The sequence below is a fragment of the Microbacterium sp. A84 genome, from assembly GCF_051842815.1.
Taxonomy (GTDB): domain Bacteria; phylum Actinomycetota; class Actinomycetes; order Actinomycetales; family Microbacteriaceae; genus Microbacterium.
Genome location: NZ_JBPXMS010000001.1, coordinates 1,063,056 through 1,087,838 on the forward strand (window position 1 = coordinate 1,063,056; position 24,783 = coordinate 1,087,838).

At 62.8% G+C, this 24,783-nt stretch carries 33 protein-coding genes; 15 read left to right on the forward strand and 18 right to left on the reverse strand.

Annotated elements, in window-relative coordinates; all coding sequences use genetic code 11:
• The first annotated feature begins 43 nt into the window (after window positions 1-43).
• The 3 genes from ACSU04_RS05290 (at window position 44) to ACSU04_RS05300 (ending at window position 2,874) form a co-directional block, all read left to right on the forward strand.
• Window positions 44-1,114 carry an alpha/beta fold hydrolase gene (locus ACSU04_RS05290; protein WP_439285727.1) on the forward strand — a complete coding sequence of 357 codons (1,071 nt, stop codon included), beginning with the start codon at window positions 44-46 and terminating at the stop codon, window positions 1,112-1,114.
• 180 nt (window positions 1,115-1,294) lie between these two features.
• Window positions 1,295-1,522 carry a tautomerase family protein gene (locus tag ACSU04_RS05295; protein WP_439285725.1) on the forward strand — a complete coding sequence of 76 codons (228 nt, stop codon included), beginning with the start codon at window positions 1,295-1,297 and terminating at the stop codon, window positions 1,520-1,522.
• 155 nt (window positions 1,523-1,677) lie between these two features.
• Window positions 1,678-2,874 (forward strand): N(5)-(carboxyethyl)ornithine synthase, encoded by a 1,197-nt coding sequence (locus tag ACSU04_RS05300; RefSeq protein WP_439288657.1) that lies wholly within the window; start codon window positions 1,678-1,680, stop codon window positions 2,872-2,874.
• Here ACSU04_RS05300 and ACSU04_RS05305 read toward each other — a convergent pair.
• The 3 genes from ACSU04_RS05305 to ACSU04_RS05315 all read right to left on the reverse strand — a co-directional run bounded on the left by ACSU04_RS05305 (window position 2,835) and on the right by ACSU04_RS05315 (window position 4,358).
• Entirely contained in the window at window positions 2,835-3,266 is a 432-nt protein-coding gene (locus tag ACSU04_RS05305; RefSeq protein ID WP_439288658.1) for a putative immunity protein, read from the reverse strand. The two genes, ACSU04_RS05300 and ACSU04_RS05305, sit on opposite strands and share 40 nt — an antisense overlap.
• Before the next feature lie 83 nt (window positions 3,267-3,349).
• Window positions 3,350-3,889, reverse strand: coding sequence for a hypothetical protein (locus ACSU04_RS05310; RefSeq protein WP_439288659.1), 540 nt, complete (start codon window positions 3,887-3,889; stop codon window positions 3,350-3,352).
• 100 nt (window positions 3,890-3,989) lie between these two features.
• Window positions 3,990-4,358: a DUF4440 domain-containing protein gene (locus tag ACSU04_RS05315; protein WP_439288660.1), complete on the reverse strand. Its 369-nt coding sequence runs from the start codon at window positions 4,356-4,358 to the stop codon at window positions 3,990-3,992.
• Window positions 4,359-4,468: 110 nt separating this feature from the next.
• Here ACSU04_RS05315 and ACSU04_RS05320 point away from each other — a divergent pair, with 110 nt between their 5' ends.
• A complete protein-coding gene (locus tag ACSU04_RS05320) occupies window positions 4,469-4,921 on the forward strand; it encodes a hypothetical protein (RefSeq protein WP_439288661.1) in 453 nt (150 codons plus the stop codon).
• Window positions 4,922-4,923: 2 nt separating this feature from the next.
• Window positions 4,924-5,259, forward strand: coding sequence for a transcriptional regulator (locus ACSU04_RS05325; protein ID WP_439288662.1), 336 nt, complete (start codon window positions 4,924-4,926; stop codon window positions 5,257-5,259).
• Between the two features lie 36 nt (window positions 5,260-5,295).
• On the opposite strand, the gene ACSU04_RS05330 is transcribed toward ACSU04_RS05325, so the two are convergent.
• Genes ACSU04_RS05330 through ACSU04_RS05340 form a run of 3 tightly spaced genes read right to left on the reverse strand, consistent with a single transcriptional unit; the run spans window position 5,296 to window position 6,530 of the window.
• Window positions 5,296-5,943 carry a GDSL-type esterase/lipase family protein gene (locus ACSU04_RS05330; RefSeq protein ID WP_439288663.1) on the reverse strand — a complete coding sequence of 216 codons (648 nt, stop codon included), beginning with the start codon at window positions 5,941-5,943 and terminating at the stop codon, window positions 5,296-5,298.
• A complete protein-coding gene (locus ACSU04_RS05335) occupies window positions 5,940-6,239 on the reverse strand; it encodes a HigA family addiction module antitoxin (RefSeq protein ID WP_439288664.1) in 300 nt (99 codons plus the stop codon). The genes ACSU04_RS05330 and ACSU04_RS05335 overlap by 4 nt, the downstream gene beginning before the upstream one ends.
• Window positions 6,240-6,248: 9 nt before the next feature.
• Window positions 6,249-6,530, reverse strand: coding sequence for a type II toxin-antitoxin system RelE/ParE family toxin (locus tag ACSU04_RS05340; protein WP_439288665.1), 282 nt, complete (start codon window positions 6,528-6,530; stop codon window positions 6,249-6,251).
• A gap of 218 nt (window positions 6,531-6,748) precedes the next feature.
• Here ACSU04_RS05340 and ACSU04_RS05345 point away from each other — a divergent pair, with 218 nt between their 5' ends.
• From ACSU04_RS05345 to ACSU04_RS05360, 4 genes are all read left to right on the forward strand, one after another.
• Window positions 6,749-7,354: a TetR/AcrR family transcriptional regulator gene (locus ACSU04_RS05345; RefSeq protein WP_439288666.1), complete on the forward strand. Its 606-nt coding sequence runs from the start codon at window positions 6,749-6,751 to the stop codon at window positions 7,352-7,354.
• A complete protein-coding gene (locus ACSU04_RS05350) occupies window positions 7,351-7,953 on the forward strand; it encodes a GNAT family N-acetyltransferase (RefSeq protein ID WP_439288667.1) in 603 nt (200 codons plus the stop codon). The genes ACSU04_RS05345 and ACSU04_RS05350 overlap by 4 nt, the downstream gene beginning before the upstream one ends.
• A 247-nt stretch (window positions 7,954-8,200) precedes the next feature.
• Entirely contained in the window at window positions 8,201-8,674 is a 474-nt protein-coding gene (locus ACSU04_RS05355) for a hypothetical protein (RefSeq protein ID WP_439288668.1), read from the forward strand.
• Window positions 8,675-8,676: 2 nt separating this feature from the next.
• Window positions 8,677-8,889: a helix-turn-helix transcriptional regulator gene (locus ACSU04_RS05360; protein ID WP_439288669.1), complete on the forward strand. Its 213-nt coding sequence runs from the start codon at window positions 8,677-8,679 to the stop codon at window positions 8,887-8,889.
• A 90-nt stretch (window positions 8,890-8,979) separates the two neighbouring features.
• On the opposite strand, the gene ACSU04_RS05365 is transcribed toward ACSU04_RS05360, so the two are convergent.
• The 6 genes from ACSU04_RS05365 to ACSU04_RS05390 form a co-directional block, all read right to left on the reverse strand.
• On the reverse strand, window positions 8,980-9,426 hold the full coding sequence (locus tag ACSU04_RS05365) for an NUDIX hydrolase (protein ID WP_439288670.1): 447 nt from the start codon (window positions 9,424-9,426) through the stop codon (window positions 8,980-8,982).
• Window positions 9,427-9,437: 11 nt separating this feature from the next.
• Window positions 9,438-9,959 carry a kinase gene (locus tag ACSU04_RS05370; protein ID WP_439288671.1) on the reverse strand — a complete coding sequence of 174 codons (522 nt, stop codon included), beginning with the start codon at window positions 9,957-9,959 and terminating at the stop codon, window positions 9,438-9,440.
• Between the two features lie 233 nt (window positions 9,960-10,192).
• Window positions 10,193-10,714 carry a GNAT family N-acetyltransferase gene (locus ACSU04_RS05375; protein WP_439288672.1) on the reverse strand — a complete coding sequence of 174 codons (522 nt, stop codon included), beginning with the start codon at window positions 10,712-10,714 and terminating at the stop codon, window positions 10,193-10,195.
• 256 nt (window positions 10,715-10,970) lie between these two features.
• Window positions 10,971-11,909 (reverse strand): MerR family DNA-binding transcriptional regulator, encoded by a 939-nt coding sequence (locus ACSU04_RS05380; RefSeq protein WP_439288673.1) that lies wholly within the window; start codon window positions 11,907-11,909, stop codon window positions 10,971-10,973.
• 147 nt (window positions 11,910-12,056) lie between these two features.
• Window positions 12,057-13,130 carry a redox-regulated ATPase YchF gene (gene ychF / locus ACSU04_RS05385; protein ID WP_439288674.1) on the reverse strand — a complete coding sequence of 358 codons (1,074 nt, stop codon included), beginning with the start codon at window positions 13,128-13,130 and terminating at the stop codon, window positions 12,057-12,059.
• A 130-nt stretch (window positions 13,131-13,260) separates the two neighbouring features.
• Window positions 13,261-14,001 (reverse strand): class I SAM-dependent methyltransferase, encoded by a 741-nt coding sequence (locus tag ACSU04_RS05390; RefSeq protein WP_439288675.1) that lies wholly within the window; start codon window positions 13,999-14,001, stop codon window positions 13,261-13,263.
• Window positions 14,002-14,060: 59 nt separating this feature from the next.
• Here ACSU04_RS05390 and ACSU04_RS05395 point away from each other — a divergent pair, with 59 nt between their 5' ends.
• Genes ACSU04_RS05395 through rmuC form a run of 3 tightly spaced genes read left to right on the forward strand, consistent with a single transcriptional unit; the run spans window position 14,061 to window position 16,404 of the window.
• The gene (locus ACSU04_RS05395) at window positions 14,061-14,654 is read left to right on the forward strand and encodes a 3'-5' exonuclease (protein WP_439288676.1); all 594 of its coding nucleotides are present in this window, start codon (window positions 14,061-14,063) and stop codon (window positions 14,652-14,654) included.
• A gap of 35 nt (window positions 14,655-14,689) precedes the next feature.
• Window positions 14,690-15,097: an ankyrin repeat domain-containing protein gene (locus ACSU04_RS05400; RefSeq protein WP_439285687.1), complete on the forward strand. Its 408-nt coding sequence runs from the start codon at window positions 14,690-14,692 to the stop codon at window positions 15,095-15,097.
• Between the two features lie 47 nt (window positions 15,098-15,144).
• On the forward strand, window positions 15,145-16,404 hold the full coding sequence (rmuC, locus tag ACSU04_RS05405; RefSeq protein WP_439285685.1) for a DNA recombination protein RmuC: 1,260 nt from the start codon (window positions 15,145-15,147) through the stop codon (window positions 16,402-16,404).
• A gap of 51 nt (window positions 16,405-16,455) precedes the next feature.
• Here rmuC and ACSU04_RS05410 read toward each other — a convergent pair whose 3' ends face one another.
• Window positions 16,456-16,749, reverse strand: coding sequence for a hypothetical protein (locus ACSU04_RS05410; RefSeq protein ID WP_439285683.1), 294 nt, complete (start codon window positions 16,747-16,749; stop codon window positions 16,456-16,458).
• Window positions 16,750-16,878: 129 nt separating this feature from the next.
• Complete coding sequence (glpX, locus tag ACSU04_RS05415; RefSeq protein WP_439288677.1) at window positions 16,879-17,865, reverse strand: class II fructose-bisphosphatase; 987 nt, start codon at window positions 17,863-17,865, stop codon at window positions 16,879-16,881.
• Window positions 17,866-18,050: 185 nt separating this feature from the next.
• Here glpX and fbaA point away from each other — a divergent pair, with 185 nt between their 5' ends.
• A complete protein-coding gene (fbaA, locus tag ACSU04_RS05420) occupies window positions 18,051-19,079 on the forward strand; it encodes a class II fructose-bisphosphate aldolase (protein WP_439285679.1) in 1,029 nt (342 codons plus the stop codon).
• Window positions 19,080-19,189: 110 nt separating this feature from the next.
• Here the strand turns inward: fbaA and ACSU04_RS05425 are convergent, their stop codons facing one another.
• Window positions 19,190-20,494 carry a hypothetical protein gene (locus ACSU04_RS05425; protein WP_439288678.1) on the reverse strand — a complete coding sequence of 435 codons (1,305 nt, stop codon included), beginning with the start codon at window positions 20,492-20,494 and terminating at the stop codon, window positions 19,190-19,192.
• A 61-nt stretch (window positions 20,495-20,555) separates the two neighbouring features.
• Here ACSU04_RS05425 and ACSU04_RS05430 point away from each other — a divergent pair, with 61 nt between their 5' ends.
• On the forward strand, window positions 20,556-20,684 hold the full coding sequence (locus tag ACSU04_RS05430) for a hypothetical protein (protein ID WP_439288679.1): 129 nt from the start codon (window positions 20,556-20,558) through the stop codon (window positions 20,682-20,684).
• Here the strand turns inward: ACSU04_RS05430 and ACSU04_RS05435 are convergent.
• The 3 genes from ACSU04_RS05435 to ACSU04_RS05445 form a co-directional block, all read right to left on the reverse strand.
• On the reverse strand, window positions 20,671-21,210 hold the full coding sequence (locus ACSU04_RS05435) for a DUF6264 family protein (RefSeq protein ID WP_439288680.1): 540 nt from the start codon (window positions 21,208-21,210) through the stop codon (window positions 20,671-20,673). The two genes, ACSU04_RS05430 and ACSU04_RS05435, sit on opposite strands and share 14 nt — an antisense overlap.
• A 297-nt stretch (window positions 21,211-21,507) precedes the next feature.
• A complete protein-coding gene (locus ACSU04_RS05440; RefSeq protein WP_439285673.1) occupies window positions 21,508-22,281 on the reverse strand; it encodes an IclR family transcriptional regulator in 774 nt (257 codons plus the stop codon).
• Between the two features lie 68 nt (window positions 22,282-22,349).
• Window positions 22,350-23,414 carry a 4-hydroxy-3-methylbut-2-enyl diphosphate reductase gene (locus tag ACSU04_RS05445; RefSeq protein WP_439288681.1) on the reverse strand — a complete coding sequence of 355 codons (1,065 nt, stop codon included), beginning with the start codon at window positions 23,412-23,414 and terminating at the stop codon, window positions 22,350-22,352.
• 74 nt (window positions 23,415-23,488) lie between these two features.
• Between ACSU04_RS05445 and xseA the strand changes: the two genes are divergently transcribed.
• Entirely contained in the window at window positions 23,489-24,766 is a 1,278-nt protein-coding gene (gene xseA, locus ACSU04_RS05450) for an exodeoxyribonuclease VII large subunit (protein WP_439288682.1), read from the forward strand.
• Window positions 24,767-24,783: the final 17 nt, after the last annotated feature.

Genomic DNA, 24,783 nt, shown 5'->3' on the forward strand with positions numbered 1-24,783 from the left:
CGGATGCGGCGACACCGAAAATACCGCGGCCTATACTCGGGTCATGAGGAACGAGATATCGTTCACAACCTCCGCAGACGGCACGAGAATTGCGTGGTCCCGTCACGGCGAAGGCCCACCGCTTGTGCGAGCGGGCACGTGGCTCACGCACCTCGAATATGACTGGTCCAGCCCGGTATGGAGTCACTGGCTGGAGACTCTTGGCCAGCGCTTCAGCTACATCCGCTACGACGCTCGCGGTAACGGGCTGTCCGACCGCAATCCGGTCGATTACAGTCTGGCTGCGATGCTGGCGGACCTTGAGGCCGTCGTAGACGCGGCGCGGCTTGCCAACTTCTCCCTGTTTGGCATGTCACAGGGCGGCGCTGTGGCCGTGGAGTACGCGCGGCGCCACCCGGAACGGGTCACTCATCTCATCCTGTTGGGGGCATACGGTCGAGGCATATTGGCGAGAAACCCCGGCGCGGAGGTGCGTGAGGAGATGAAGCTCGAGCGGCAGATGATCAAGGTGGGTTGGGGACGCGCTGACCCGATTTATCGCCGCGTCTTCACTTCTTCATTCATTCCCGGCGCGAGCGAGACGCAGATGCGATGGTTCGACGACCTTCAACGTCGGTCGATGACACCGGAGGCTGCCCTGGCCAGCAGTATCGCCAGAGCGCATGTCGACGTGACGGCATCCGCTTCCGCCGTTACCGCCCCCACGCTCGTGTTGCACGCCGACGGGGATCGAGTTGTCCCCTTCGAGGAAGGACGGCGGATGGCGGGCCTCATCCCGGGCGCCAGGCTCGTCTGCTTGCAAGGAAAGAACCACATTCTGCTGTCCGATGAGCCAGCCTGGGGTGAGTTCGTCGACGAAGTGACGGCCTTCGCCGGCGCAGCGTCGGCGAAACCTCCGAGCGCGGGCTTGACGAGCCGTGAACTCGAGGTAGTGCGCCTTGTTGCCCAGGGATTGAGCAACGACGAGTGCAGCAACCAACTGTCGATGAGCACGCGAACCGTCGAACGCCACCTCTCCAACGTCTATGCGAAGCTCTCGCTCACTGGTAAGTCGGCGAGAGCCGCAGTGGCGGCACGATTGACCGAACTGGAACGCGGCGCGCTGGACGAGTGAGTCTTCTTAGTGTCAGGCCGCGCCGCGAATAGCCGTAGCCCGACTGCGCTGGGTGGTGCCCGACATCCGCGCCCAAAATACGCGACAAACGTGGCGGGTATCACCGATGCGCGGGCCGAGGCATCGACCTAGCGTGAAATCAGTTGCACAAACCGCAGATCGACACACTAGGAGGACGACATGCCATTCATCAACGTAAAGATCATCGAGGGCGTATTCACGTCAGAGCAGAAGCACGAGATCATCAAGAACCTCACCGACACCATGGTGCAGATCGAGGGCGAGAACATGCGCTCAGTCACCTCGTGCGTAATCGAGGAGGTGCGCAGCGGTGACTGGGGAATCGCTGGGCAGCCTCTGACCACCGAGGATGTGATGACCCTCGCCCGCGGTGCGGTCGTCGGTTGACCACCGGTTGGTCGAGAGGAGCGCCGTCCGCCTGCGAACGGCGCTCTTTTGCGTGCACAGCACCAGTCACGAAGCCGCTCCGGCGGTGAACTGCCGGAGAGCCACGTACAGTCAAAGCAGGAGCTGATTTTGGTTCCCCAATGATGGGAGTCCGGATGTCCGGCGCCACTCAACCTTCCCTTAATACCCCCACCGCCTCGTCGAGCAACGACCTGCTCACCCTCGGATTGCTCGCAGGATCGTCGATGGAGAACGAACGGCGACTGCCGATACATCCCCACCACTTGGACCGAATCGACCCGGATGTGCGCACGCGGATGATTGTCGAGCGTGGCTACGGCTCCGACTTCCAACTGGAACCCGGTTACGTCGAGGCGCGCGTGGGCAGGGTCGCGGAACGATCCGAGGTGCTCGAATCCGCTGACGTCCTCCTTTTACCCAAGCCCCAAGCTGTGGACCTGGCAGCGATCCCGGAGGGCCGCGTTCTGTGGGGCTGGCCGCACTGCGTGCAGGATGCTGAGATGGCGCAGGCTGCGATCGACAGCCGGCTCACGCTGATCGCCTTCGAGGCAATGAACCACTGGACGCCCGGTGGGGAGCTCAGTTTGCACGTGTTCCACAAGAACAATGAGCTGGCCGGCTACAGCTCCGTGCAGCACGCATTGAGCCTGATCGGCTCGACTGGTGATTACGGGCCTCGACTCAGCGCGGTTGTCATCGGCTTCGGCGCCACGGCGCGAGGTGCCGTGACCGCGCTGAACGCACAGGGGATCCACGACATCCAGGTCCTCACACAGCGCGGTGTCGCAGCGGTCGGATCCCCGATTCACAACGCACACATCGCCCAGCTCAACACCGACGGTGGCGGCGCCACCCACCTCAGCGAGGTCCTCACCGAGGACGGCGACGTCCTGCTCCCGGATTTCCTCGCATCGCACGACATCGTCGTCAACTGCACTTTCCAGGACGTCGCTGCGCCGTTGACCTACCTGAGGACAGTGGACCTGGAGCATTTCGCGGCCGGAAGCCTGATCATCGATGTTTCGTGCGACCTGGGCATGGGCTTCGAATGGGCACGGCCCACCACATTCGACGAGCCGATGTTCACAGTCGGTCAAGGTGTGAACTACTACGCCGTCGACCACAGCCCGTCGTACCTGTGGAACTCATCCACATGGGAGATCAGCGAGGCGGTCCTGCCGTTCCTGCGAACGGTCCTGGAAGGTCCGGCCGCATGGGCGAAGGATGTGACCCTCGCCCGCGCGATCGAGATTCAGAACGGCGTGATCAAAAATCCGAGCATCCTGAGTTTTCAGAATCGTGAATCGGCGTATCCGCACAGGCTGATCTGAGCCTGGATCTCACGGATCGACGTGCCTAGGATGCCGCGCGACAGGAGTCCGGGGCTGAGCGGACCGGAGGAGTCAGCGCCTAGCGGCGGAAGCAGCCGCAGCGCCGATCGCTCGCGTTCACTTAGGTGCGCCAACTGCCACCGAATCTCGTCCCTAACCATTTCCGGTTGATCCTTGTTCGCTAGCGAGACCGCCTTCGCCGCGTACGCGGCTGCGCCCAGTGCGTGAGCACCCATATGCGCGACTGCCGCGGCTTGGGCCACTGCCTTGGCCGCGGCCGCGCCGGCCGGAGTGGTCGCGGCCTTCGCCGCCTTCCCCGCAATGAAGCGCTTGCTGATCTCGTCTGCGGTGCTGCTTTCTCCGACGCTGTATGCACGTGTGCGAGCTGCCACGAACAAATCGTGTCATGCCGGGGCCGATGTGATCCCGACACTTTTCAGACGTTGAACCCGAACGCGACTACACGATCCGCGGGCTAAGCCGCCCTCTGTGCGCCCTGCGCGACGAGAAGCGAAGACCATCGCTGCATGAGCGCGGCACTATTGACCGTCCCCCGAGCGATCGCGCGAATTGTGGAGCCGTTCTCCGCAAAGTTCAGCCGGTTCCGCCCCGCGCTCTTGTCCCCATTCGCATAGAGTGCCGGCTCACTTGAGTTGAGCGCCCAGGCCTGGGGCATCGATGCAATGGCAGCGAGCATTGCGATCTGTTCGTCGCTGAGACCTCGCGAGGCGACACCTGCAGACCCTACGAGAGCGTAGCGGCAGCCCTGCACTGTGAGCTTGAGGGTCCTGAAGATCGTGAGTTTCACCTGTACCTCAGAGATCGGAACGTCGAAGAGCACCTCAGAGCGAGTCTCGAAGCGTAGATAACCGCTGCGGCAGAAGAGGATAGCTGGCGGGCATGCTGGGCCGAACCAGTTTTTGCGCCAGTAGAGCGCGCCGAAGAATACGTGCGCTTCCGTCGAAGCCGAGCGGATCTGCGGCTCGGGAGCGTTCGAGTCTGGTGGATAGCCCATGCTGACGAGAGTACGGCCGTTTCCTCGAGCCTTTTTACTCGTGCCAACGTCGGCCGAACGTGTTCGAGTGCGCCCTCGTCTGGCGACCGCACCCTGAAGGTCACGAGCTGGCGGGCGTGTCCTGACTGAACGTGTTCCGCCAGCGGCCGTCGCCTTGGACCCACAGCGAGCTGACGAACATCGCCTCTAACCTGTCGCTTCCTGGGCGCTGGTAATCGGCGCGATAAGAGAGCATCACCGCAGTCGCGGAGACAATAATCAGTCGCGCTTGCGTGATGGCGTACGACGCGATCACCGGTCCGTCAGAAAGCTGCTCAACGTGATCTGCTCTTGCGGCGAATCCGGTCGGGTACAGCCCGACGAAGTCTCCTGACAGCAACTCACGATCGGCGTCAGCATCACCGCTGACCTGCGCGGCCCACACTTCGGATTCAAGATCGACGAAGAACTGCGTGTCGCGCTGGTACATCCACCCACCCTCACATATTGCGTCTGAGTTGTCCGCCAACGCGCACTTTCCGTTGCGGAAAGTGGTTGCGTTTTCCGTAACGGAAAGTCCGGAGCGGAAAATGGAGTGAAATGCAAAACAAAGAACGGGTCCCAGTTTCCGCGCGCGATGCCTTGGCGTCCGCTCAAGCGGCTGAGGATGCCATGCGGCGACGCGCACGTTCGGTCAGGTCGTCCATTGCCATCGTCGGGCTAGCGAGTGGTGCTGTCACTGCCGCCGTTCTGCTGCCCGAGCCGTGGTCATTCGTCGTTGCAGTCGTCGCGTTCATTGCCATCATTCTCTCGGCCTGGCTCTTCCAACGTGCTGGATCTCGCCGGCTCATTGCCCAGCCTGGTCAACATGTTGCAGGCCGACTGATCCTTGTCGGGGCGATGGTGCTGGTCCCGATCGCCGGGATACTTATTGGCACCTACACCGAGCATCTGTGGGCAGTGGTGGTGCTGGCGATTGCGCTACCACTCGTGATGATCGCGGTCCCCTGTTGGTGGGAACGAGATCTGCACCACGCTGTGGCAGGGAACTAGACGTGCGCGCACGGTTCGATGAAGTAATTCACGCGCCCAACAGGCTGCGCATCACGGCCGCGCTGTCGACTGTGGAAAGCGCGGACTTCGCCACAATCCGAGATTTGTTGGGAGTCAGCGATTCGGTTCTCAGCAAACAAGTAAAGCCGCTGGGCGAAGCGGGCTATGTCAACATCACAAAGACCGTGATCAATTCCCATGTGCGAACGTCGCTTTCTCTCACCGCAAAGGGCAGCAAGGCCTACCGTGCGCACATAGCGGCCCTGCGAGCAATCACCGCAAACCTGGGTGAGGCTGATGCGGCCCGCGAACAGATCGCGGAGCATCCGGAATCGTGAATCCACGGCGACGAGAGCACACTCCACCGCGTCCTGTCACTCATGGGCTATTGGGCCGATACTCAATGGAGCCAACCACTCCAGCAGTACCGGCTCGATGACCGATGCGAGCAGTTCGTATCCGCCAGCATCAGGGTGAAATCCATCACCGACCGCCACCTGGTGGCGCCACATCCGGTCATCCATCGTCATGCGAAACGTTGAAACGAAGCGGATGCCGAGATTCTCGGCTTCTACTCGGAAAGCACCGTCCCGGATCTCGATCAACGCGTTCTGTCGATCGTCAGCCACAGCTGGTGGTCCGATCAACAGGATTCGCTCCGACGAAATGCACTGCGCCGCACTCCGCACCGATCGGAGCCCATCTTCGACAGATACTCGAGGATGACCTCCCACATCGCTCGTGTCGTTGACACCGAATGAGACCACCAGCCGGGTATCTTCCGCGTCTGCCCAGCGTGGTGGCCCTTCAGACCGAATCCGCGAAGCGACCTGAACGGACGTTTCTCTCCGCACGCCCAGGTTGTAGGACGTCAGCCGGCGACCGGCGGACCGAGCGGCCGCTGTAACACGGCCCACCCACCCGAGTCCGCTCGAATCCCCCACTCCCGCGACAAAGGAATCGCCGAAGAAGCACGCCCGAATATCAGGTCCTTCAAACTCGGCCGCCGGGTCGTCGTTCACGCGACCTTCAGCGGAGTGATCGCGGCGATCTGCTCTGCCACGCGGTCCTCGGCGAGCTCTAGCTCATATCGAGTCTGCAGGTTGAGCCAGAATTGTGCGGACACTCCGAAGTACCGCCCCAGGCGTAGTGCCGTGTCGGCTGTGATGGCTCGCTTGCCATGCACGATTTCGTTGATGCGCCGCGGGGGCACCCCAATCGACACGGCGAGCTTATTCTGCGTGATGCCGAACCCCTCGATGAAGTCCTCCATCAGGACTTCACCCGGGTGAATCGGCGGGTACAGCTTCTCGTCCATCATCCCTCCTCAGTGGTAGTCCACGATCTGCACGTCTTCGGCTCCGGCATCCGTCCAACGAAAGCAGATCCGCCATTGGTCGTTGATCCGAATGCTGTGCTGCCCCGCTCGGTCCCCCTTGAGCGCTTCCAAGCGGTTACCGGGCGGAATGCGCAACGCATCCAGCGTCGTCGCCGCGTCCAGCAGGTGGAGCTTCCTGTTCGCCATCCTGTGGATTCGCGGATCGACTCGCTTCGCCGACTCACGACGCCAGACGCGCTCGGTGTCACGGTCGGCGAACGATCTGATCACACGACCAGCATATAACGCGATGCGTTAATAACGCTAGACGTTAAACCTAAACTCCACCGAGTTCCGGTACGTACCAACCTCTGGGTGTCGAACCGGTGCCGCGCATCAATCCACTGCCCACCAGGCACCTCGGATACCAGCCCCAGTCGAGCACCGGGCCTGTTGCGCCGCGTGCGATCGAAGCATAAAATGAACAAGGGTTCATTGAAAGGGTTATGATGCCACGGACGACGGAGCAGAACGAAGCGTTGCGCTCAGCCACGCGCTCCGCTGTGGAGACGGCTGCCGTCCGGGTGTTCGCGCACCGTGGTTTCGCGGCCACGAACATGCGTCAGATCGCCGTCGAGGCGGGGATCAGCACCGGGTCGATCTACCGGCACTACGCGAGCAAGGAAGAGCTGTTCGATGAACTGATCGATCAGGCCTCGCGCGGGCTCGGGGCTGTCGCCGCGCAGCTCTCGACGGAAGGGGATCCGATCTCCATGATCCGATCCTTCACGGAGGTATACGTGGCGGACCTCTCAGCAAACAACGGCGCGGCCGAGTTCTACATGATGATAAATCAGGGCGTCACGACGGACACCCCGGAGGGAACCTCATCTCGGCTGGCCGCATCACAGAGAACGATCTGGCGGGCCTTCGCCTCGCTCATCGCGCGAGGCCAAGCTAAGGGTCAGATCGCCGAGGGAGACTCCGCCCGACTGACCGCTCACTACTTCGCCATGCTAACCGGCATCACAACGTTGCACGCTGCTCTGGGGGAGGAATCCGCGGAGCCCGATGTCGACCTGATCCTACGAGTATTCACAAGAGGACCCCGATGAAGATCGAAGTCACACGTGCAGACGAACTCGGGGAGGAGTACCGACACCAGATCGCGGAAGTTCTCACGCAAGGGTTCGCCGAGGATTTCGCCTTCTTCTCCAAGAACGCGGATGTACTCGCCGACGCGTTCGCCCCGATGCTCATCCTGGAGCGCTTCCACATCGCGCTCGTCGACGGCGAGCCCGCCGCGGTCGCGGTCGTCACCGAAGGCGAGCAGGAGTGCTTCAAGCCGGATCGGCACGAGCTCCAGCGCGTGCTCAGCCCAATACACGGGATGATCAGCTATCGGATCATCCGAAGCCAATTCATGGGGGCCGACGACGGTGCCGGCGACGGTCTGACGGAGATTGCATTCGTCACGACAGCGCCGCAGCATCAGGGCAAAGGCGTAGCCACTGCGCTGATGCGTCGGCTCCTGGAGCTGCCCTCCGACGAGTTCGTGCTGCGTGATATCAAGGACACCAACACCCCCGCCCTTGGACTGTACGCCAAGCTCGGATTCACCGAGACGCAGCGACGACGCATAAAGTTCGCGAAGCGAGCTGGGTTCTCCGCGTATGTCTCGATGGGCCTCAACCGCGCGAAGGCTGATGCTTGAAGGGCGCACGAATTCGACAGGTCCGGAAGCGCGCTTCGGGGCTCTCCTCAAGTCCGGGCTCTAGAGCGAAAAGCGGAATTCCACCACGTCGCCGCAGATACCAATCTCACGTGAGGGGGCTACGGACCAGCGCATGCGCCGGCACGACAAACTCGGAATCGTCACTCGGAATCGTCAACTTGCGTAAAGCGAGCTGTACATGTCAAGCTTGCTTCACATGTCAAACGAGCTTCACAACGGAGAGACTATGAGCACCGAACCACGAACCGACACCCCAACGAGCTGGGGCCGCATCAAGTTCGCCGGAGGGCGCGTCCCCGCCATGGCGGTTGCGATCCCGGCCGGGCTGATCCTGGCCGCGGGAGTTGGTGCGCTCACACTTTTGACTGAAGTCTCCCAGGGAGACAAAGCCTTGGTCATCGCCGGCGTGTTCGCCCTCATCATGTCCGGGGGGCTCATCGGCCTCATCTGGGTCCTAGTCGTGGATCGCTCAAGCCTGCGGGGAGCACTCGACAGGCCAGATGAATCGATCGAGTCAAAGTGGCTGGAAGCCGCTATGGCTGGTGCGCTCAGCGACACGATCATGCTGACAGGATTCGCGCTTGCGACTCTCGTCATCACGGGCTTCGAACTCGATGTCACCTGGGCGCTCATCGGCGTCGTCTGGGTTGCCTTCTTCAGCACAGTTGTGCGGTACCTCATGGCGAAGAAGCGGGGCTGACTGTGAAGAACTCGCTGCACGAACGCCGGCAGGACCTCGGATGGTCGCAACAGCGCCTCGCCGAAGAGCTCGGCGTCTCCCGCCAAACAGTCATCTCCATCGAACGCGGACGGTTTGACCCATCTTTGCCGCTAGCTTTCCGCCTGGCTGAGGTTTTCAAATGCAGGATCGAGGAACTCTTCGATCCCCTGTCCGAAGACACGGAGCCGAGCTGAGGCCCGATATGTAAAGGCAGACGAGAGGTTAAACCAGAATGCGACTAAACGTTAAACCTAAATTCGACCGCGTCGCCACACGTACCAACCTCAGAGATCACCATCGGCTTCGACGCCTCCGAGACGTGCGCCAAAGCCCGCGCAGAGAACGTGAGCATCCGTCAGCGCCATCCACCAGCACGTCCAGCTGACGGGTTGGCCTCCGTCGGATGCGTCCTGTTCGCCGCACTTCCAGCGGTCCGGAACGTCGGGATCTACCAGCTCGAGTTGGAAGAAGTGCCGTTCGTGAACCTCGGGCTTTGCGGGCCACATGTCGTACGATTCGACGCCGAGCGAGCGGACGATCCTGGCCGTGAGGCCGGTCTCCTCCCCCACCTCGCGCACGACGGCATCCGCAGGCGACTCGCCCTCGGCGATCGACCCAGCGGGCACCTGCACACCGGTGATCTCCATCGGGAAATCGTCATGCGTAAAGACGAGTAGCTTCTCTCGGTGGACGACGTACCCGACTGCCTTCTTGACCGAACGTCTACTCATGCTCTCGATCGTCATTCCACTTCTCCCCACCCAACCTCAGTAAGCACTTGAGCAAGCGCATCACTCGCGCTGGCGTCAGCATCAAACACGATCTCCTCCAGTTCGGGAACCCTGTCGGACTCGCGGAACCAAGACGAGACTTGTTCTCCCGATACTTCAGTAGCGAGAGCTTTCGTGCGGTGCCTCCGCAGAGTTTCCTCCAACCCGAGCTCGTAAACGAACGTGCGCGTAACACCGCGATGATCCCTTTGGAGTTGGGTGAGCATGTCCCCGTATATCTCCGAGTGAAGAATCCCCTCAACGACGACATCCAGACCGTTATCGAGAGCGAAGCGAGCCGACAAGTCAATGTAAGCCACGCTGAGGGCGTGGGGACGATCCCGAACGTGAAGGATCTCCCGGCGCAACGTATCGTGCCCCAGCAACGCGACTCCACGCGGCCGCGCCGCCCTGATCGATTGGGCAAGGAGGGACTTTCCGCTTCCCGAGTTTCCCCGAATGACTATCAGTCGCGAGCTCTGCGAGCCGGTCATCGATCTTTCGTAGTGCACCACGTTGTCACGATACGGCACCGCCGTCGACCGGTGCCCCCAGCAAACCAACGATCACATAATCTCTCGACGGCGGCAGCACGAGCCTCCACCGGACGCTTCACCCGCTAAGGATCAGTTCGAGAAACGGAATTCCACCACGTCGCCGCACGTACCAACCTCATCGGGCGCTACTCGGTATTGAAGAGGCGAACGCGTCGAACGTCGGCTGAGACTCATGCCAGGATGCTGTAGACGTACATGTCTTTGCGCTCGTGGCCGACCTGCTGCCACGCTCTCAGCAGGCCTTCCCGCTCGTAGCCGCACGACTCGGCCGCCCTCCACGAACCTTCGTTCCAGGGCTCGACATATAACTGCAACCGGCACACCTCACCCAAGCTGAGCGCCCAGGCAGTCAAAGCAGACAGAGCCGCTCGTGTAGAGCCGTTGCCCCGAGACTGCGGGGCAATCCAATATCCCGTAGAAGCTCGGCCATCACCGATGTCATGCAGCCATAGTCCAATCTGTCCGATGGCTACATCAGAGTGGGCATCGGCGATCGCGAACGAGTATCCGGTTCCTAAGGCAAGTCGGGAATGCTGCCGCTCGATGTACGCAATAGCGTCTTCGCGAGTGCCGCTGGTGGGAACTGTTGTGATCAGCGGAATCAGAGGATCGGCTGCCACAGACACGACCACTTCCACGTCACGCTGCTCAAACGGGCGAAGATGTACCGAGCCGCCGTCGAGCCGCGGCATCTTCGTAGGCAACATTCTCGTCAACAACCCTTCCGGACCGGAGCTCGTCCAGATCACAACACCACAATAGTCGCGACAATCAACCGTCGTTTAGCCGTATCGCCCCGCGGCGCTCACTCAACGAGCGGGGAAATTATGCCTAAGAGCGCGAAACGCGACTAGTTATTGAACCAAAATTCGACCGCGTCGCCGCAGATACCAACGTCTCGACGACTGACCGCTATCGAGCAGAGGCAAGATGCGGCGAGCTCAACGTTCATGGGTGTTCATGCAGCCACGCGAGTACCTGCTGAGCGTGAGTGTTCGGTGGAAAGATCGGGTAAAAGACATGTTCGATCTGCCCGTGCTTGACGATCAGCGTCAGCCGCGAATAAAGCCGACCTTCGCCAGGCGCGATGAAGGTAGGCAGGCTCAGGGCATCGGCCACCTGGAATAGTTCGTCAGAGAGCATTGTGAACGGCAAGCGAAGTCGTTTCGCGACCTCCGCCTGATAGTTGACGCTCTGACTCGACAATCCATAGACCGCACTCACTCCAGCCGATCGAAGGTCGTCGAAGTGATCACGAAAGTCACAGGCCTCGCTGGTGCATCCCCGAGCGCCGGGAATCGACTCCCACCCGTCTGGCAGGTCGGCACCCGGCCGCCCGGTGAGTGGGTACAGATAGATCACCGTGCGCCCTGCACCGAGCTCGCCCAGGTTCACGCGATCACCGTCGCTGGTCTGAAGCGTCAGAGCAGGCATCGAAACACCGGGAAGGTGATCCGCAGCTCCGTCATCAACCGGAATGGGCAGTCCCTCTGGCAGTGTGTTCAAATCGGCCATGGTCGACTCCTCCGTAAACGTGCGGGACGCACTCTGGTCGAGGCGCTGCACGAGCTCATATCGTTTTGCCCGGAGGGATCCGATGGCACGATCAATCTCAGAGATAGCGTCCCGGTATGCGACCAGTGAGGATGCGCAGTCATCTCCATGCTCATGGCCGAGCGAAAGACAATTCAGGAACGGAATCGCCTGACGCGCCGTGATCCCCGCGACGGCGAGTTCGCGAACCTCAATCACCGCGCGCATGTCCTCTTCGCGGTAATCCCTATATCCGTTGGACAGCCGGTCTGGCCGGATCAACCCGAGACTCTCGTAATAGCGCACAGCCTTCACTGTCACGCCCGAGCGCTTCGCGAGCTCACCGATCTGCATCTCATCACCTCCACCGTCGACGCTAAACCTTGCCCCACAGGGCAAGGTCAAAGTCTAGGCGGATAGGCTGGTCGCGCTCCTCGGGCACGGACCACCTAGACACCGCCGATGTTCGGTGCAGCATCCACCTCATCGCAGACCAAAGGTTTAGTTCGAAAAACGGAACTCCACCACGTCGCCATCCTGCATGACGTACTCCTTGCCCTCAAGGCGCGCCTTGCCCTTGGAACGAGCTTCGGCGACGGAACCTGTCGCGACGAGATCCTCGAAGGAGATGACCTCGGCCTTGATGAAGCCCTTTTCGAAATCAGTGTGGATCACGCCGGCAGCCTGCGGGGCCTTAGCTCCCTTGGGGATCGTCCATGCGCGAGCTTCCTTCGGGCCTGCGGTCAGGTACGTCTGCAGCCCCAGCGTGTCAAAGCCAATACGGGCGAGCTGGTCGAGGCCAGACTCGTCCTGGCCGGTCGATGCCAGCAGCTCCGCAGCATCCTCCGGCTCGAGATCGATGAGCTCCGACTCGATCTTCGCGTCGAGGAAGATCGCCTTCGCCGGCGCGACGAGAGCGGCGAGCTCTTCCTTGCGTGTAGCATCCGTCAGCACTGCCTCGTCGACGTTGAAGACGAAGATGACGGGCTTGGCCGTCATCAGGCCAAGTTCCTTGATGGGATCGAGATCGATGCCGCTGACCGACAGGAGGATGCCGCGATCGAGGGCATCCTTCACTTCAAGGGCGGTCTCGAGAACGATGGGCTCAGCTTTCTTGCCGCGCACTTCTTTCTCGAGGCGGACGATCGCCTTCTCCACCGTCTGGAGATCAGCAAGCATCAGCTCGGCATTGATCGTCTCCAGGTCGTCCTTGGGGTTAATCGCGCCGTCAACGTGCACGACGTCGCTATCGGCGAAGCCACGCACGACCTGAGCAATAGCATCGGCCTCTCGTATGGTCGCGAGGAACTTGTTGCCGAGCCCCTCCCCTTCGCTCGCGCCGCGCACGATCCCGGCGATATCGACGAACGACACCGCAGCAGGAAGAAGCCGCTCGCTACCGAAGATCTCAGCAAGCTTCGCAAGCCGCGAATCTGGCAGGTTGACCACACCAATATTCGGCTCGATCGTCGCGAACGGATAGTTCGCCGCGAGCACGTCATTCTTGGTGAGTGCGTTGAAAAGAGTCGACTTGCCGACGTTGGGCAAGCCCACGATTCCGATAGTTAGAGCCACGGGGCAATAGTCTACCGGGCACCAGCATCCCCACCTGAGAACAGGACGACCGCCCGAGATCAGGACGTTTCGTGCTAAATCTCCTGACCTGGGGACAACCTCCTGATTTGGGGAGGGCAGACAACCAGGCTCAGCCGCGTACCGCACGAAATGCGCGAGTCACGTACGGCAGCTCGATGGTCTGCTCCCATGTCAGCCCCAGCTCGTCGAAGAGCGCATCCATGTCGTCATGAATACGGCGACGATCGGGAACGGATGCCGTGATGAGGTGGCTGCGCGAATCTGCCATGCGGTGCAGCTGCGTCCGCGTCATCGGCCGCACCCACTCCCATTCCTTGGCCTCCAGCCTGCCGAACGGTGCGGCGACAGCCGGGCCGGTCGTATCCAAGAGAACCTCCGCCACGCTCGCGTGCATGATCGCGGTCAGGCGACGCACCCAGCCGGTCCGGGAATCGCGAGTGTTCCAGATGAGCCCGAGGGTTCCGCCGGGTCGCATGACGCGACCGATTTCCGCGGATGCCCCAACCGGATCCACCCAATGCCAGGCCTGCCCGAGCACGACGGCGTCGAGGCTCGCATCCGACAGCGGCAGCTCTTCGGCCGTTCCGGTGAATGTCGACACACCGGGTACCGTCTCGCGCAGCTTCGCGAGCATCACCGGGTCGGGGTCGATCGCGACGACCTGAGCATCCGGAGCCTGCGCCAGCACCCGCGTCAGCTTTCCGGTGCCCGCGCCGACATCAGCGATTCGGCGCGCGCCGTCGGGCAACTGCGCGAGCATCCAGGCAACCGCCTCGAACGGATAATCGGGACGCGCAGCCTCATAATCGTCTGCCGCCGCACCGAAAGAAGTCGCCTTCGCGTCACTCATATCGCCAGCCTACGGCGAGTCTCCGACGTCTCCCGCGAGCCTGGAGAGAAGGTGGACAGGTGCCCTTGGATTTCACCGCAATCGACTTCGAGACGGCGAATTCCAGCCCCGCCTCAGCGTGCTCAGTCGGACTCGTCCGCGTCCGCGACAGCAAAGTTGTCGCCACCGACAGCTGGCTGATCAGGCCACCAGCAGGGCACGATGACTTCCAGGAATGGAATATCAAGATCCACGGCATCTACCCGCAGGATGTTGCCACCGCAGCCACGTGGCCCGAACAGTTCGATTTCCTCTGCGATTTCGCCGGAGATGACGTCCTCGTCGCACACAACGCAGGATTCGATCTGAAGGTACTGCGCACCGCATCCGAGGTCACCGACCTGGACTGCCCTCCGTACCGCTCGTTGTGCAGTCTGCAGGTGGCCCGCAAGACATACGACCTCGAGTCGTATCGTTTGCCGAAGGCCGCCGCCGCGGCCGGATTTGCCGAGTTCGCGCACCACGATGCGTTGGCGGATGCTCGCGCCTGCGCCCAGATCGTCATCGACGCCGCCCATCGGGCCGGTGCTGACGATGTCGAAGCCCTGGCAAAAACGCTCGGCCTGCGCGTGACAGACCCGCCCGTGGTCGTGGAACGTGAGCGCGCCGCCTGAGCGCATCCGTGCTCCGATCGCGCGACAATGGGAGCATGACGAACACATCCGGCGACTCCCCCGTCAGCCTCGAGGTCATTGAGGGCACCTTCGACCTCGCCCGGCAGGGGCGTACCGGCCCGCTCGGCGAGATGATCGATGCCGGCGTGCCGATCGATGTACGTAACCCGCGCGGTGACACGTTCTTGACCGTGGCCACGTATGCCGAACAGGAGCATACGGTCGCTGATCTGGTGCGCCGCGGTGCCGATCTGGATGCGTCGAACGCCAACGGTCAGACCGCTGTCTCGTGTGCGGTGTTCCGCAAGAACGAGACGCTGCTGCGCATGCTTTTGGATGCTGGTGCCGATCCGAACGCCGGCGGCCTATCCGCTGCGGCGATCGCCGACCAGTTCGCACTGACCGGAATGCGCACGATTCTCGACGAGTACTCCAGCCACTGAGCTTCGCGCATCCCCGCAATGTCTGAGGCCTTCGGCATCATGAAGGTATGGATGCTCCACTGATCGTTCTTCTCGCCATCGCAGCCCTCGCTCTGGGCGTTGCGGTGGGATGGTTCGCGCGCGCTGCGCGCGGCGCTGCCGAGCTCTCGCGCAGCAGCACTGACCTTGCCCGCGCAGAGGCAGAGCTGAAGGCAGCGCGGGATGACCGCGATCGACAATACGACCTGTATCGGGATGCTGTTGAGCACGCCCGCACCGAGCAGCGGGCCGAAGCTCAACGAGTGCAGCAACAGAACGCAGTGCTCACGGCGCTCGCTCCGGTGCGCGAGTCTCTGCAGCAGATGCAGAACAAGGTGGCGACGCTCGAACAGGAGCGACATGAGCAGTTCGGCTCTCTCGCCGAGCAGCTGCGCCGCGCACAGGAGTCTGACGAGGCGTTGCGCGCCACCACCGAATCTCTTGCGGGTGCGTTGCGCTCGACTTCAGCGCGCGGCGTGTGGGGCGAGACGCAGTTGCGGCGGGTCGTCGAAGCGGCCGGCCTCATGCGACACGTCGACTTCGACCTGCAGTCCACGATCTCCTCCGATCGAGGCCAGGGGCGCCCCGATATGGTGATCCGCCTGGCTGGCGGAACCTCGATCGCGGTCGATGCGAAGGTTCCACTCGACGCGTATCTCGAGGCGAGCGCCCTCGCCGGGCGCGACGCTGATGAAGGGCTGCGCCGGCAGTACATGCAGAAGCACGTCAAGGCTGTCCGCGCACACGTCGACGCGCTCGCGAAGAAGGCCTACTGGTCGGGGCTGGACGCGAGCCCCGAGTTCGTCATCTGCTTCCTGCCCAGTGAATCCTTGCTTGCGGCGGCAATCGACGAAGACCCGACGCTGCTCGACTATGCGTTCAGCAAGCGAGTAGCCCTCGCGTCCCCCGTAAATCTGTGGGCAGTGCTGAAGACCGTCGCCTTCACGTGGACCCAGCATGAGGTCTCGACCGAGGCACGCACGCTGCTGAACCTCGGCACGCAGTTGCTCGACAGACTCGGAACTCTGGCCGGTCACGCTGACGACCTGCGTCGCGCTTTGGAACGCACTGTCGACAGCTACAACAAGTTCGCAGGGTCGCTGGAGAATCGGGTGCTCGTCACCGCTCGCCAGTTCCCTGGTATCGATGCGTCAGCACTCGAGACGACACCTTCCACGATCACGACACCGGCACGGCGATTCACTGCGCCAGAGCTCGTCGAAGGTGCCCAGTCCGCAGAGATCGAAGCCGACCTGGGCGCGGTGCGCGAGCGGCTGGACGAGCACTGAGCTCACACATCAGAGCCCGAACATCAGAGCCCGAACATCATTGCTCGAACGTCAGGCGCTGTACGGCACCCAGCTGAGCAGAGCGATCACGAGACCCGATGTGACGACGAACGCGCCGATCATCCACCAGGAGCTGAGCTCATGCCCCTCAGCACGACGCACTCGGAAGAGCACGTCAGCGCGACGAGCAGGATCAGCGTGAGTTGGTGCCACGGTCGCTGCCGCAGCAGCGGCGGCGCGAGCGGCTTCATCTTGAGGAGAGATCCGCAGGATGCGCCCGGTGTTGGTGGTGACCATGTTGACTGGCACGGACTTCTTATCGCTCCGCGATTGCTGCGTGGTCATCTCACCCTCCCGGATGCCGCCATGGTGGGGGCCTGCAAAGGCGACGAATCCAGGCTCTATTGTGCCAGCAAAGCCTGAGAACAACGGCAGGCGCGGCTCAGCTGCAGTACCGGGTCGGTAACGATCGACTTACAGCCATTTGGAGACGAGGTGCTCTGAAGCGATGCGACGCAGCGTTCCGGAAGCCCCGCGCAACACGACAGATTCGGTGTAAACGTAGTTGCCCTCACGGCGAACGCCGTCGACAAGTTGCCCGTCGGTCACACCGGTTGCAACGAAGATCGTATTGTCGCCCCTGACGAGCTCGTTCGCCTCGTAGACGTAATCCATGGCGAGGCCCGCATCAATGCCGCGCTGGCGCTCATCATCATCGCGGGGCCAGAGCCGGCCCTGGATGTGCCCGCCGAGTGCCTTGATCGCACAGGCCGTGACGATACCTTCCGGGCTGCCACCCACGCCGACGCACATGTCCGTGCGCGCACCGTGCCGTGCCGCGTTGATGCCACCGGCGACGTCACCATCACTCATCAGACGCGTGCCTGCGCCGGCCTCGCGGATTTCCTCGATCAGCCGCTCGTGACGCGGGCGGTTCAGCACCGAAACGACGATTTCATCGACGGGCTTACCGAGGGCCTTCGCCAGCAGTCGGATGTTCTCACCGACGGGGAGTCGGATGTCGACGATGCCGACGCCAGCGGGGCCCGTGACGAGTTTGTCCATGTAGAAGACGCTGGAGGCATCGAGCATCGTGCCGCGATCAGAAACCGCAATCACTGAGAGCGCGTTCTGTCGTCCGGCCGCGGTCAACGATGTGCCATCGATCGGGTCGACGGCGATGTCGCATTCCGGACCTCTGCCCGAACCGACGACCTCGCCGTTGAAGAGCATGGGAGCGTTGTCCTTCTCCCCCTCGCCGATCACGACGCGGCCCTGGAAGTTCACGGTGCCAAGGAACGCACGCATCGCATCAACGGCGGCGCCGTCAGCTGCTTCCTTGTCGCCTCGGCCGATGAACGGCACGGCCCGAATCGATGCGGCCTCGGTCGCCCGCACCAGCTCCAACGCAAGATTTCGATCGGGACGCAATGGGCTCATATCGGCCGTCAGACTCACCATGTGGTCAGCTTATCCACCGGGTCGTTCGAAACAGGCGGTGTTTCACACCGAATCGAGTGAAGGAATCGCTTTTCTTAACAGGAGCGCAGGACGCCCCCTCCTGACGAGCACCGGACCTCACGGCATCCGCTCGCCGCCAGCGATAGAGTTGAGGCTGTCCCGGCTCATCTATCGCAGGAGTTTTCATGCCCGTCGCCACACCGGACCAGTACGCAGAAATGCTCGACCGCGCAAAGGCCGGTTCCTTCGCGTATCCCGCGTTCAATGTCTCCAGCTCGCAGACCATCAACTCCGTCCTCCAGGGCCTGACCGAGGCCGGCTCTGACGGCATCATCCAGGTCACCACTGGCGGCGCCGACTACTTCGCCGGCCAGACCGTGAAGGCCCGCGCCACGGGCGCCCTCGCCTTCGCGCGCTTCGCCACCGAGGTCGCCAAGAACTACCCGATCACCGTCGCGCTGCACACCGACCACTGCCCGAAGGATGCCCTCGCCGGCTTCGTTGAGCCGCTGATCGCCGCTTCTGAGGAAGAGGTCAAGGCCGGCCGCAACCCGATCTTCCAGTCGCACATGTGGGATGGCTCTGCCGTGCCGCTCGCGGAGAACATCGAGATCGCCCAGGAACTTCTCCCCCGCATGAAGAACATCAACGCGATCCTTGAGGTCGAAATCGGTGTCGTCGGCGGCGAAGAAGACGGCGTCGAGCACGAGGGTTCGAACGACGCCCTCTACACGACCTTTGCCGATGTTGACCAGGCCGTCCAGGCTCTGGGCCTCGGCGAGCAGGGCCGCTACATCGCCGCCCTCACCTTCGGCAACGTGCACGGCGTGTACAAGCCGGGTGGCGTGAAGCTGCGTCCCGAACTGCTGGGCGAGATCCAGCAGCAGGTCGCCGCGAAGTACAACACTGGCGCGAAGCCCCTCGACCTCGTCTTCCATGGTGGATCGGGTTCCAGCGATGAGGAGATCGCGCTCGCGGTCGCCAGCGGCGTCATCAAGATGAACATCGACACCGACACGCAGTACGCGTACACGCGTGCGATCGCCGACTACATGTTCAAGAACTACGACAGCGTCGTGAAGGTCGACGGCGAGGTCGGAAACAAGAAGTTCTACGACCCGCGCGCGTGGGGCAAGGTCGCTGAGACGGCCATGGCCGCTCGCGTCATCGAGTCGACCCGCCAGCTCGGCTCGCACGGCCAGTCCAAGAGCTGACCCTCTCGAATCTACAAAACCACGCCGAGACTAAGTCGAAATGACGTAGTCTCGGCGTGGTTTTGTCGTCTCGGTGAGGCGAGGCGGGGCCGGGCCGGGCCGGGAGCGGGTCAGCGCCGACGCGCACGCACGACGCAGATGACCAGATCGGCCACCGCATCGATGATGAGCAGGATGCCGAGGAACCGTCCGAACCCGCGGCGCCGGGATGCCGCGACACCGAGTGCGAGTTCGCTCACACTGAGCGCCGCTGCAAGCGCGGGGTTACGGCGCAGCGCATCTGCCATACGTGCCAGCGGACGATCACGACGCGTCAGCGGTGTCATTGCCGGTATCCCGTCGATCAGAGTCTCGAGTATCGCCGTACCCCAGCTCGTCGGCTCGAAGCGCTGCACGGCAAGATCGGTCACGGCAAGATCGGTCTGGGCAAGATCGGTCTGGGCGGGGTCAGCGTCATCGAAGGCGGCCGCAATGAGATCTGCAGGGATGCCGAAGGCAGCCAGGAACGCCTCCTGACGCGCGCGCATACCAACCACTCCGCCCAGCGCCTCAGGCTGCAGCGCGCGGTGCGCAGCGGAGACATCGACCCTCGAGTGTGTCGCGACCTCGGCGAGCTCGTCACGACTGCCGTCACCATCGCTTATCAGCCGGCGACAGATCTCCGCCGTCTCCGGCACGGTGATCGCATCCAGATCCAGAACCGGCACGGTGTGACGCTCGGCCCCAGGCCAGAACTGGTGAACGCCACCGTTCGTGGTGACCTCGAACCAGTCTCCGGCGTCATCCACGCGATTCAGCTCGATGACCGGCATCTCCGACTTCGTCGCAATCCCCGCGTTGGTCGAATCGTCAGACTCGAAACGCAGCAGCGACCAGGAGCCGGACTCGACGTGCTGGACCTCCAGACCGTTCAACTGGGCGATCATCCGACCGGCGAACGGCCCGCGGTGCGAGAAAACCGAAATATGGACGGGCGGTGCGTCGAACGCCGATTCGTCGAGGGATGCCTCTTCCACCGGGTCCGCAACGAGAGCCTCAGCAGCAGCAGGCTCGACAAGATCGCCGTCCGCGTCCGCACGACAGCAGCCTTCGCCACAGCACTCGTCATCGTCAGAATCGTCTCCTGACTGCATCCACAGCGTCAGCCCGGCATCCGCGAATTCCTTGCGCAGCTGCGGCACGGTCAGTGTCGTGGCGATGGTGTCCTCGGCTGTCAGGGTGAGCACCCGACCGGCGTCGGTCACCGGGATCGTGACGACAGCCTCCTGCTGGGAGTCATCCCACTCTCCATCGCCATCGAACAGGCCGGCAGGCACCCGCAGACGCGTCAGGACCCCTCGAGCATCCGCCCGCGGATCAGACCCGTCGCCGCGATCGACGGAGGCATAGGACAGCTGGACGCCGAAATTGTTCACTGCCTAAGCCTAATCGGCTGCGGTTAGCCCGAACCCTCACTCCGCCATCCGCTCCCTCGTCGTGCATCACGAATCGTGGGGGCGGATGCTGCTGCCCTGGGCGATCGCGCTGTTCGTCGTCGCCGCGTTGCCGTGGGCGTGGTTCCGGTGCCCGCGCGGTCTGGGGCTGAGCGTTGCTACGGCTGCGTAGTCCCGTCAAGGTAACTCACGAAGGCGGGGTCGTTCATCATCGGCACCGCGAGGCAGATCGACACGATGATCATGGTGACCGCGGCGCCGACCAGCGGCACCCACCAGGTGAGCTTGCCCGTGCGCAGGCGTCTGAGCGAGATCCAGGCAGTCGCAACCCATCCCGCAACCAGAATCACAGCGGCAATCGTGCCCCAGAACTTGCCCTGGGCGAAGTTCGTGAACTCCCCCTCGACGCCGAGAATCTTCATGCTCTCGTTCATCAGAGTCGGCAGATCGAGGTACGCCATACCCGTGATGAAGACGCTCACCATGCCATAGGCGAGCATTGCGATCGTGATGATCCGGTCCCACGAGCGCGGCTTGGGTGCCGCCGGCGCCGGTGCAGTCAGGGTGGCGGGCGCAGCGTGCACGGCCTCAGCCGACACCTGCGCCTCGACCACAGCATCCAATGGCGGCAGCCCTGCGAGTCGTCGCTGCTCCTCCGGAGTCGCGTATTCGCCGTACTGGGGCCGCTGATCGGTCATCATGCCATGCTAACTCTCACGCCTTTGAACAGACTCCCAACGGGGCCGCTGCCAGGCACGGGTCTCGAAACAAAGCGGCGGCCCCAGAGGAATGGGGATTCCTCGGGGGCCGCTGGCACTGAGCGCTGGGGACGCTCAGACCAAAGATGAATCAGCGCTGGGGGCGCTTCCTCCATCTGCAGCACCGTGATACAGGGGCTACAGGCAATAGATTAGACAACTGTCCAGGAAAACGCGAGGGGTTGTTCTTCAGATAGTGAACTGCTACTCGAATCGGCCGACGATTCTGCCATGCCCTCAGGCCTGACCGAACTTCTCCGCACCGAGCTGCAAAGAGAGCCGACTCGCCGCAGATCTCAGGCGTCGAGCGATATCCTCGGTGTTCACGTCACGATTCTCTGTCGGCACAGAGACGGCGAGCGACGCATTCATGCCAGGAGCGGTGACCGGCACGGCGATGCAGGTGTGCCCGATCGCATATTCCTCACGATCGGTCATCCACTCGCGTGGACGCTCCAGCACCGTGAGCAGCGCGCGCCGATCGCTGATCGTGTGTGGAGTCAGCTCACCGAGCGGATGACGGGATACATAGTCGAGACGTTCTTCCAGCGGGAGCTCGGCGAGAATCTGCTTGCCGAGTGCCGTGGCGTGCGCGCTTTCGTGTAGCCCGACCCAGAGTTCAACGCGCGGACTGCGACGTGCATCGACGATATCGATCAGATGCACCTCCCCATCGGAGAAGCGCGAAAGATACGCCGTGACGCCGGTCTGGTCAGTGACCGTGTTCAGAGCGGTGCGCACGTGCGCAAGGAAGACGCCCCTGCTTTCTTGCCCCGGCGCGAATCCGGGGAAGCGCGGGCCGAGGACGAGTCCATCCGGCTGACTCACGAGATACCCCTCGTGAATCAGAGTGCGCACCAGGTTATATGTCGTCCCCATGGTGAGAGCGGCGGATTGAGCGAGCGACTTCGTCTGCACCGGACGCGCCGAGTTGGCGACGATGTCCACGAGGGAAAGCGCACGCTGCACCGACGCGATCAGCGTCTGCTCACGTTCTGTGGATGTCGACATCGCTCATCTCCCTGCCAGGATATTGCTCCGTGCCACCTTTGTCGGCCACCATCGGTCGGCCGTTTGGATCAGTGCGTGCTGCGCCCACCCAACGCGCGCTCATCGCGCTGTCCCGATGCGTCCTGCCTCAGCTCCTTGGGAAGTGAGAACATCAGATCCTCCTCGGCGGTACGAACTTCTTCTACGTCGCCATACCCTGCACTGCTGAGCGCTTCGAGGACTTCTTCAACAAGGATCTCCGGCACGGAGGCCCCGCTCGTCACTCCCACGGTGGCGACGCCATCGAGCCACTCCTGCTTGACTTCTTCGGCGTAGTCCACACGGTACGCCGCCTTGGCACCGTATTCCAGAGCGACTTCCACCAGGCGCACACTGTTCGACGAGTTCGATGACCCGACGACGATCACAAGGTCCGCGTTTGCGGCGACCTTCTTGATCGCCACCTGACGGTTCTGCGTCGCGTAACAGATGTCATCCGACGGCGGATTCTGCAGCTCGGGGAAGCGCGCACGAAGACGATTCACTGTCTCCATCGTCTCGTCAACCGACAGCGTCGTCTGCGAGAGCCACACGACCTTGGACGGGTCCTTGACCACGACAGTGTCGGCTTCATCGGGCGAGTTGACGATGGTGACCCGCTCGGGTGCGTGGCCGGCGGTGCCCTCAACCTCTTCGTGTCCTTCGTGCCCGATGAGCAGGATCTCGAAGTCGTCGCGCGCGAAGCGCACTGCTTCCCTGTGCACCTTGGTCACGAGCGGGCAGGTCGCATCGATCGCGTGCAGTCCTCGGTCGGATGCCGCACTCACGACTGCCGGCGAAACTCCGTGTGCGCTGAAGACGATGTGCGCGCCTTCCGGCACTTCGTCGACCTCCTCGACGAAGATCGCGCCCTTCTCCTCGAGCTCGGTCACCACGTGAATGTTGTGCACGATCTGTTTGCGCACATAGACCGGTGCGCCATAGCGCTCCAGAGCCTTCTCGACAGCGACGACAGCACGGTCCACGCCGGCGCAATAGCCGCGAGGAGCAGCAAGCAGAATCCGCTTGTGTCCTTCGATCGGGATATCCTGAAGCCGCGTCGCCCGCGATCGAGGAATGCGGGGAACGGGAAGATGTACGGTGACCTGGCTCACCCTTTGATCCTACCGTTGAACGCCGATGACAGGCCTGTGTGAGCGCTCAGGCGCACAAGTATGAAGGGGCCCCGATGACGGTCTTCGAAGCATCATCCGCGCAAGGCGACATTCCGCCGGCGGATGCTGTCGCTCCGCGTGACTCGACCGCGGATGCTCCGACCTCCGTGGCGCGTCTGAACGGGACGATCCGGGACTTCATCGCGCGTTGGAACGCCGTCTGGGTCGAAGGCGAGATCACGTCCTGGAACGTCCGCGGCGGAAACGTATTCGGCAGGCTCAAGGACACCCAGTCCGACGCCCAGATCTCGATCCGCATCTGGTCGAGCGTGCGTGGTCGCATCCCGGCAGACCTCGCAGTCGGCGATCATGTGGTCGCCGCAGTCAAGGCCGATTACTTCGTCAAGGCCGGTGATTTCAGCTTCACCGTCTCATCGATGAAGCACGTCGGCCTTGGGGACCAGCTCGAGAAGCTCGAGAAGCTGCGCGCGCAGCTGCGCCAGGAGGGGTTGTTCGACGCGTCGCGCAAGAAGCGGTTGCCGTTCCTCCCCCATGTCATCGGACTCATCACCGGCGAACGCTCGGATGCTGAGAAAGACGTGCACCGCAACGCCGAGCTGCGCTGGCCACAGGTGCGCTTCCGGACGCAATACGTCGCTGTGCAGGGTGAGCGCTGCGTGCCAGAGACACTCGCCGCACTCGCCGCACTGGATGCAGACCCCGAAGTCGATGTCATCATCATCGCCCGCGGCGGCGGCGACCCACAGACTCTGATGGGCTTCAGCGATGAACGGCTCGTGCGGGCCGCGGCCGCGGCATCCACACCCATCGTCTCGGCCATCGGACACGAGAATGACCACCCACTTTTGGATGACGTCGCCGACCTCCGCGCCTCGACCCCGACGGATGCCGCGAAACGCGTCGTCCCCGACGTCGGCGAGCAACGTGCACTCATCGGGCAGTTGCGCTCACGGTCGACCACGCGTCTGACGCAGCGGATATCTCACGACATCGCACAGTTGGAACAGCTGCGTTCCCGCCCGGTGCTGCGCTCGCCAGATCCGATCATCGCCGACCGCGCACAGGAGCTCTGGCTGTTGCTCTCTCGCGGCCGCGAGACGGTCACTCGCCTGCTCGACATCAACGGTCGCAAGACTAGTGAGCTGCGCGCGTCTCTGCGCGCCCTCTCCCCTGCGGCGACGCTCGCGCGCGGCTATGCCATCGCTCACCTTGAGGGCGGAGTGATTCTGCGAGATGCCGCGGATGCTCCGGCCGGCAGCGCACTGACCATCACCGTCGACCGTGGGACGCTTAGCGCGCGGTCCGAAGGCGAGATTCCGGAGGCAGAATGATCGCCGTGGCCGGACGG

Coding starts and splice junctions, on each gene's coding strand:
- ACSU04_RS05345 (WP_439288666.1), top strand. CDS start 6,749: ATGCCACGGACGACGGAGCAGAACGAAGCGTTGCGCTCAGCCACGCGC.
- ACSU04_RS05320 (WP_439288661.1), top strand. CDS start 4,469: ATGCAAAACAAAGAACGGGTCCCAGTTTCCGCGCGCGATGCCTTGGCG.
- ACSU04_RS05390 (WP_439288675.1), bottom strand. CDS start 14,001: ATGAGTGACGCGAAGGCGACTTCTTTCGGTGCGGCGGCAGACGATTAT.
- ACSU04_RS05295 (WP_439285725.1), top strand. CDS start 1,295: ATGCCATTCATCAACGTAAAGATCATCGAGGGCGTATTCACGTCAGAG.
- ACSU04_RS05355 (WP_439288668.1), top strand. CDS start 8,201: ATGAGCACCGAACCACGAACCGACACCCCAACGAGCTGGGGCCGCATC.
- fbaA (WP_439285679.1), top strand. CDS start 18,051: ATGCCCGTCGCCACACCGGACCAGTACGCAGAAATGCTCGACCGCGCA.
- ACSU04_RS05365 (WP_439288670.1), bottom strand. CDS start 9,426: ATGAGTAGACGTTCGGTCAAGAAGGCAGTCGGGTACGTCGTCCACCGA.
- ACSU04_RS05350 (WP_439288667.1), top strand. CDS start 7,351: ATGAAGATCGAAGTCACACGTGCAGACGAACTCGGGGAGGAGTACCGA.
- ACSU04_RS05410 (WP_439285683.1), bottom strand. CDS start 16,749: ATGACCACGCAGCAATCGCGGAGCGATAAGAAGTCCGTGCCAGTCAAC.
- ACSU04_RS05310 (WP_439288659.1), bottom strand. CDS start 3,889: ATGGGCTATCCACCAGACTCGAACGCTCCCGAGCCGCAGATCCGCTCG.
- glpX (WP_439288677.1), bottom strand. CDS start 17,865: ATGGTGAGTCTGACGGCCGATATGAGCCCATTGCGTCCCGATCGAAAT.
- ACSU04_RS05440 (WP_439285673.1), bottom strand. CDS start 22,281: ATGTCGACATCCACAGAACGTGAGCAGACGCTGATCGCGTCGGTGCAG.
- ACSU04_RS05435 (WP_439288680.1), bottom strand. CDS start 21,210: ATGACCGATCAGCGGCCCCAGTACGGCGAATACGCGACTCCGGAGGAG.
- ACSU04_RS05380 (WP_439288673.1), bottom strand. CDS start 11,909: ATGCAGATCGGTGAGCTCGCGAAGCGCTCGGGCGTGACAGTGAAGGCT.
- ACSU04_RS05375 (WP_439288672.1), bottom strand. CDS start 10,714: ATGCCGCGGCTCGACGGCGGCTCGGTACATCTTCGCCCGTTTGAGCAG.
- ACSU04_RS05335 (WP_439288664.1), bottom strand. CDS start 6,239: ATGGACGAGAAGCTGTACCCGCCGATTCACCCGGGTGAAGTCCTGATG.
- rmuC (WP_439285685.1), top strand. CDS start 15,145: ATGGATGCTCCACTGATCGTTCTTCTCGCCATCGCAGCCCTCGCTCTG.
- ACSU04_RS05400 (WP_439285687.1), top strand. CDS start 14,690: ATGACGAACACATCCGGCGACTCCCCCGTCAGCCTCGAGGTCATTGAG.
- ACSU04_RS05300 (WP_439288657.1), top strand. CDS start 1,678: ATGTCCGGCGCCACTCAACCTTCCCTTAATACCCCCACCGCCTCGTCG.
- ACSU04_RS05290 (WP_439285727.1), top strand. CDS start 44: ATGAGGAACGAGATATCGTTCACAACCTCCGCAGACGGCACGAGAATT.
- ACSU04_RS05370 (WP_439288671.1), bottom strand. CDS start 9,959: ATGACCGGCTCGCAGAGCTCGCGACTGATAGTCATTCGGGGAAACTCG.
- xseA (WP_439288682.1), top strand. CDS start 23,489: ATGACGGTCTTCGAAGCATCATCCGCGCAAGGCGACATTCCGCCGGCG.
- ACSU04_RS05315 (WP_439288660.1), bottom strand. CDS start 4,358: ATGTACCAGCGCGACACGCAGTTCTTCGTCGATCTTGAATCCGAAGTG.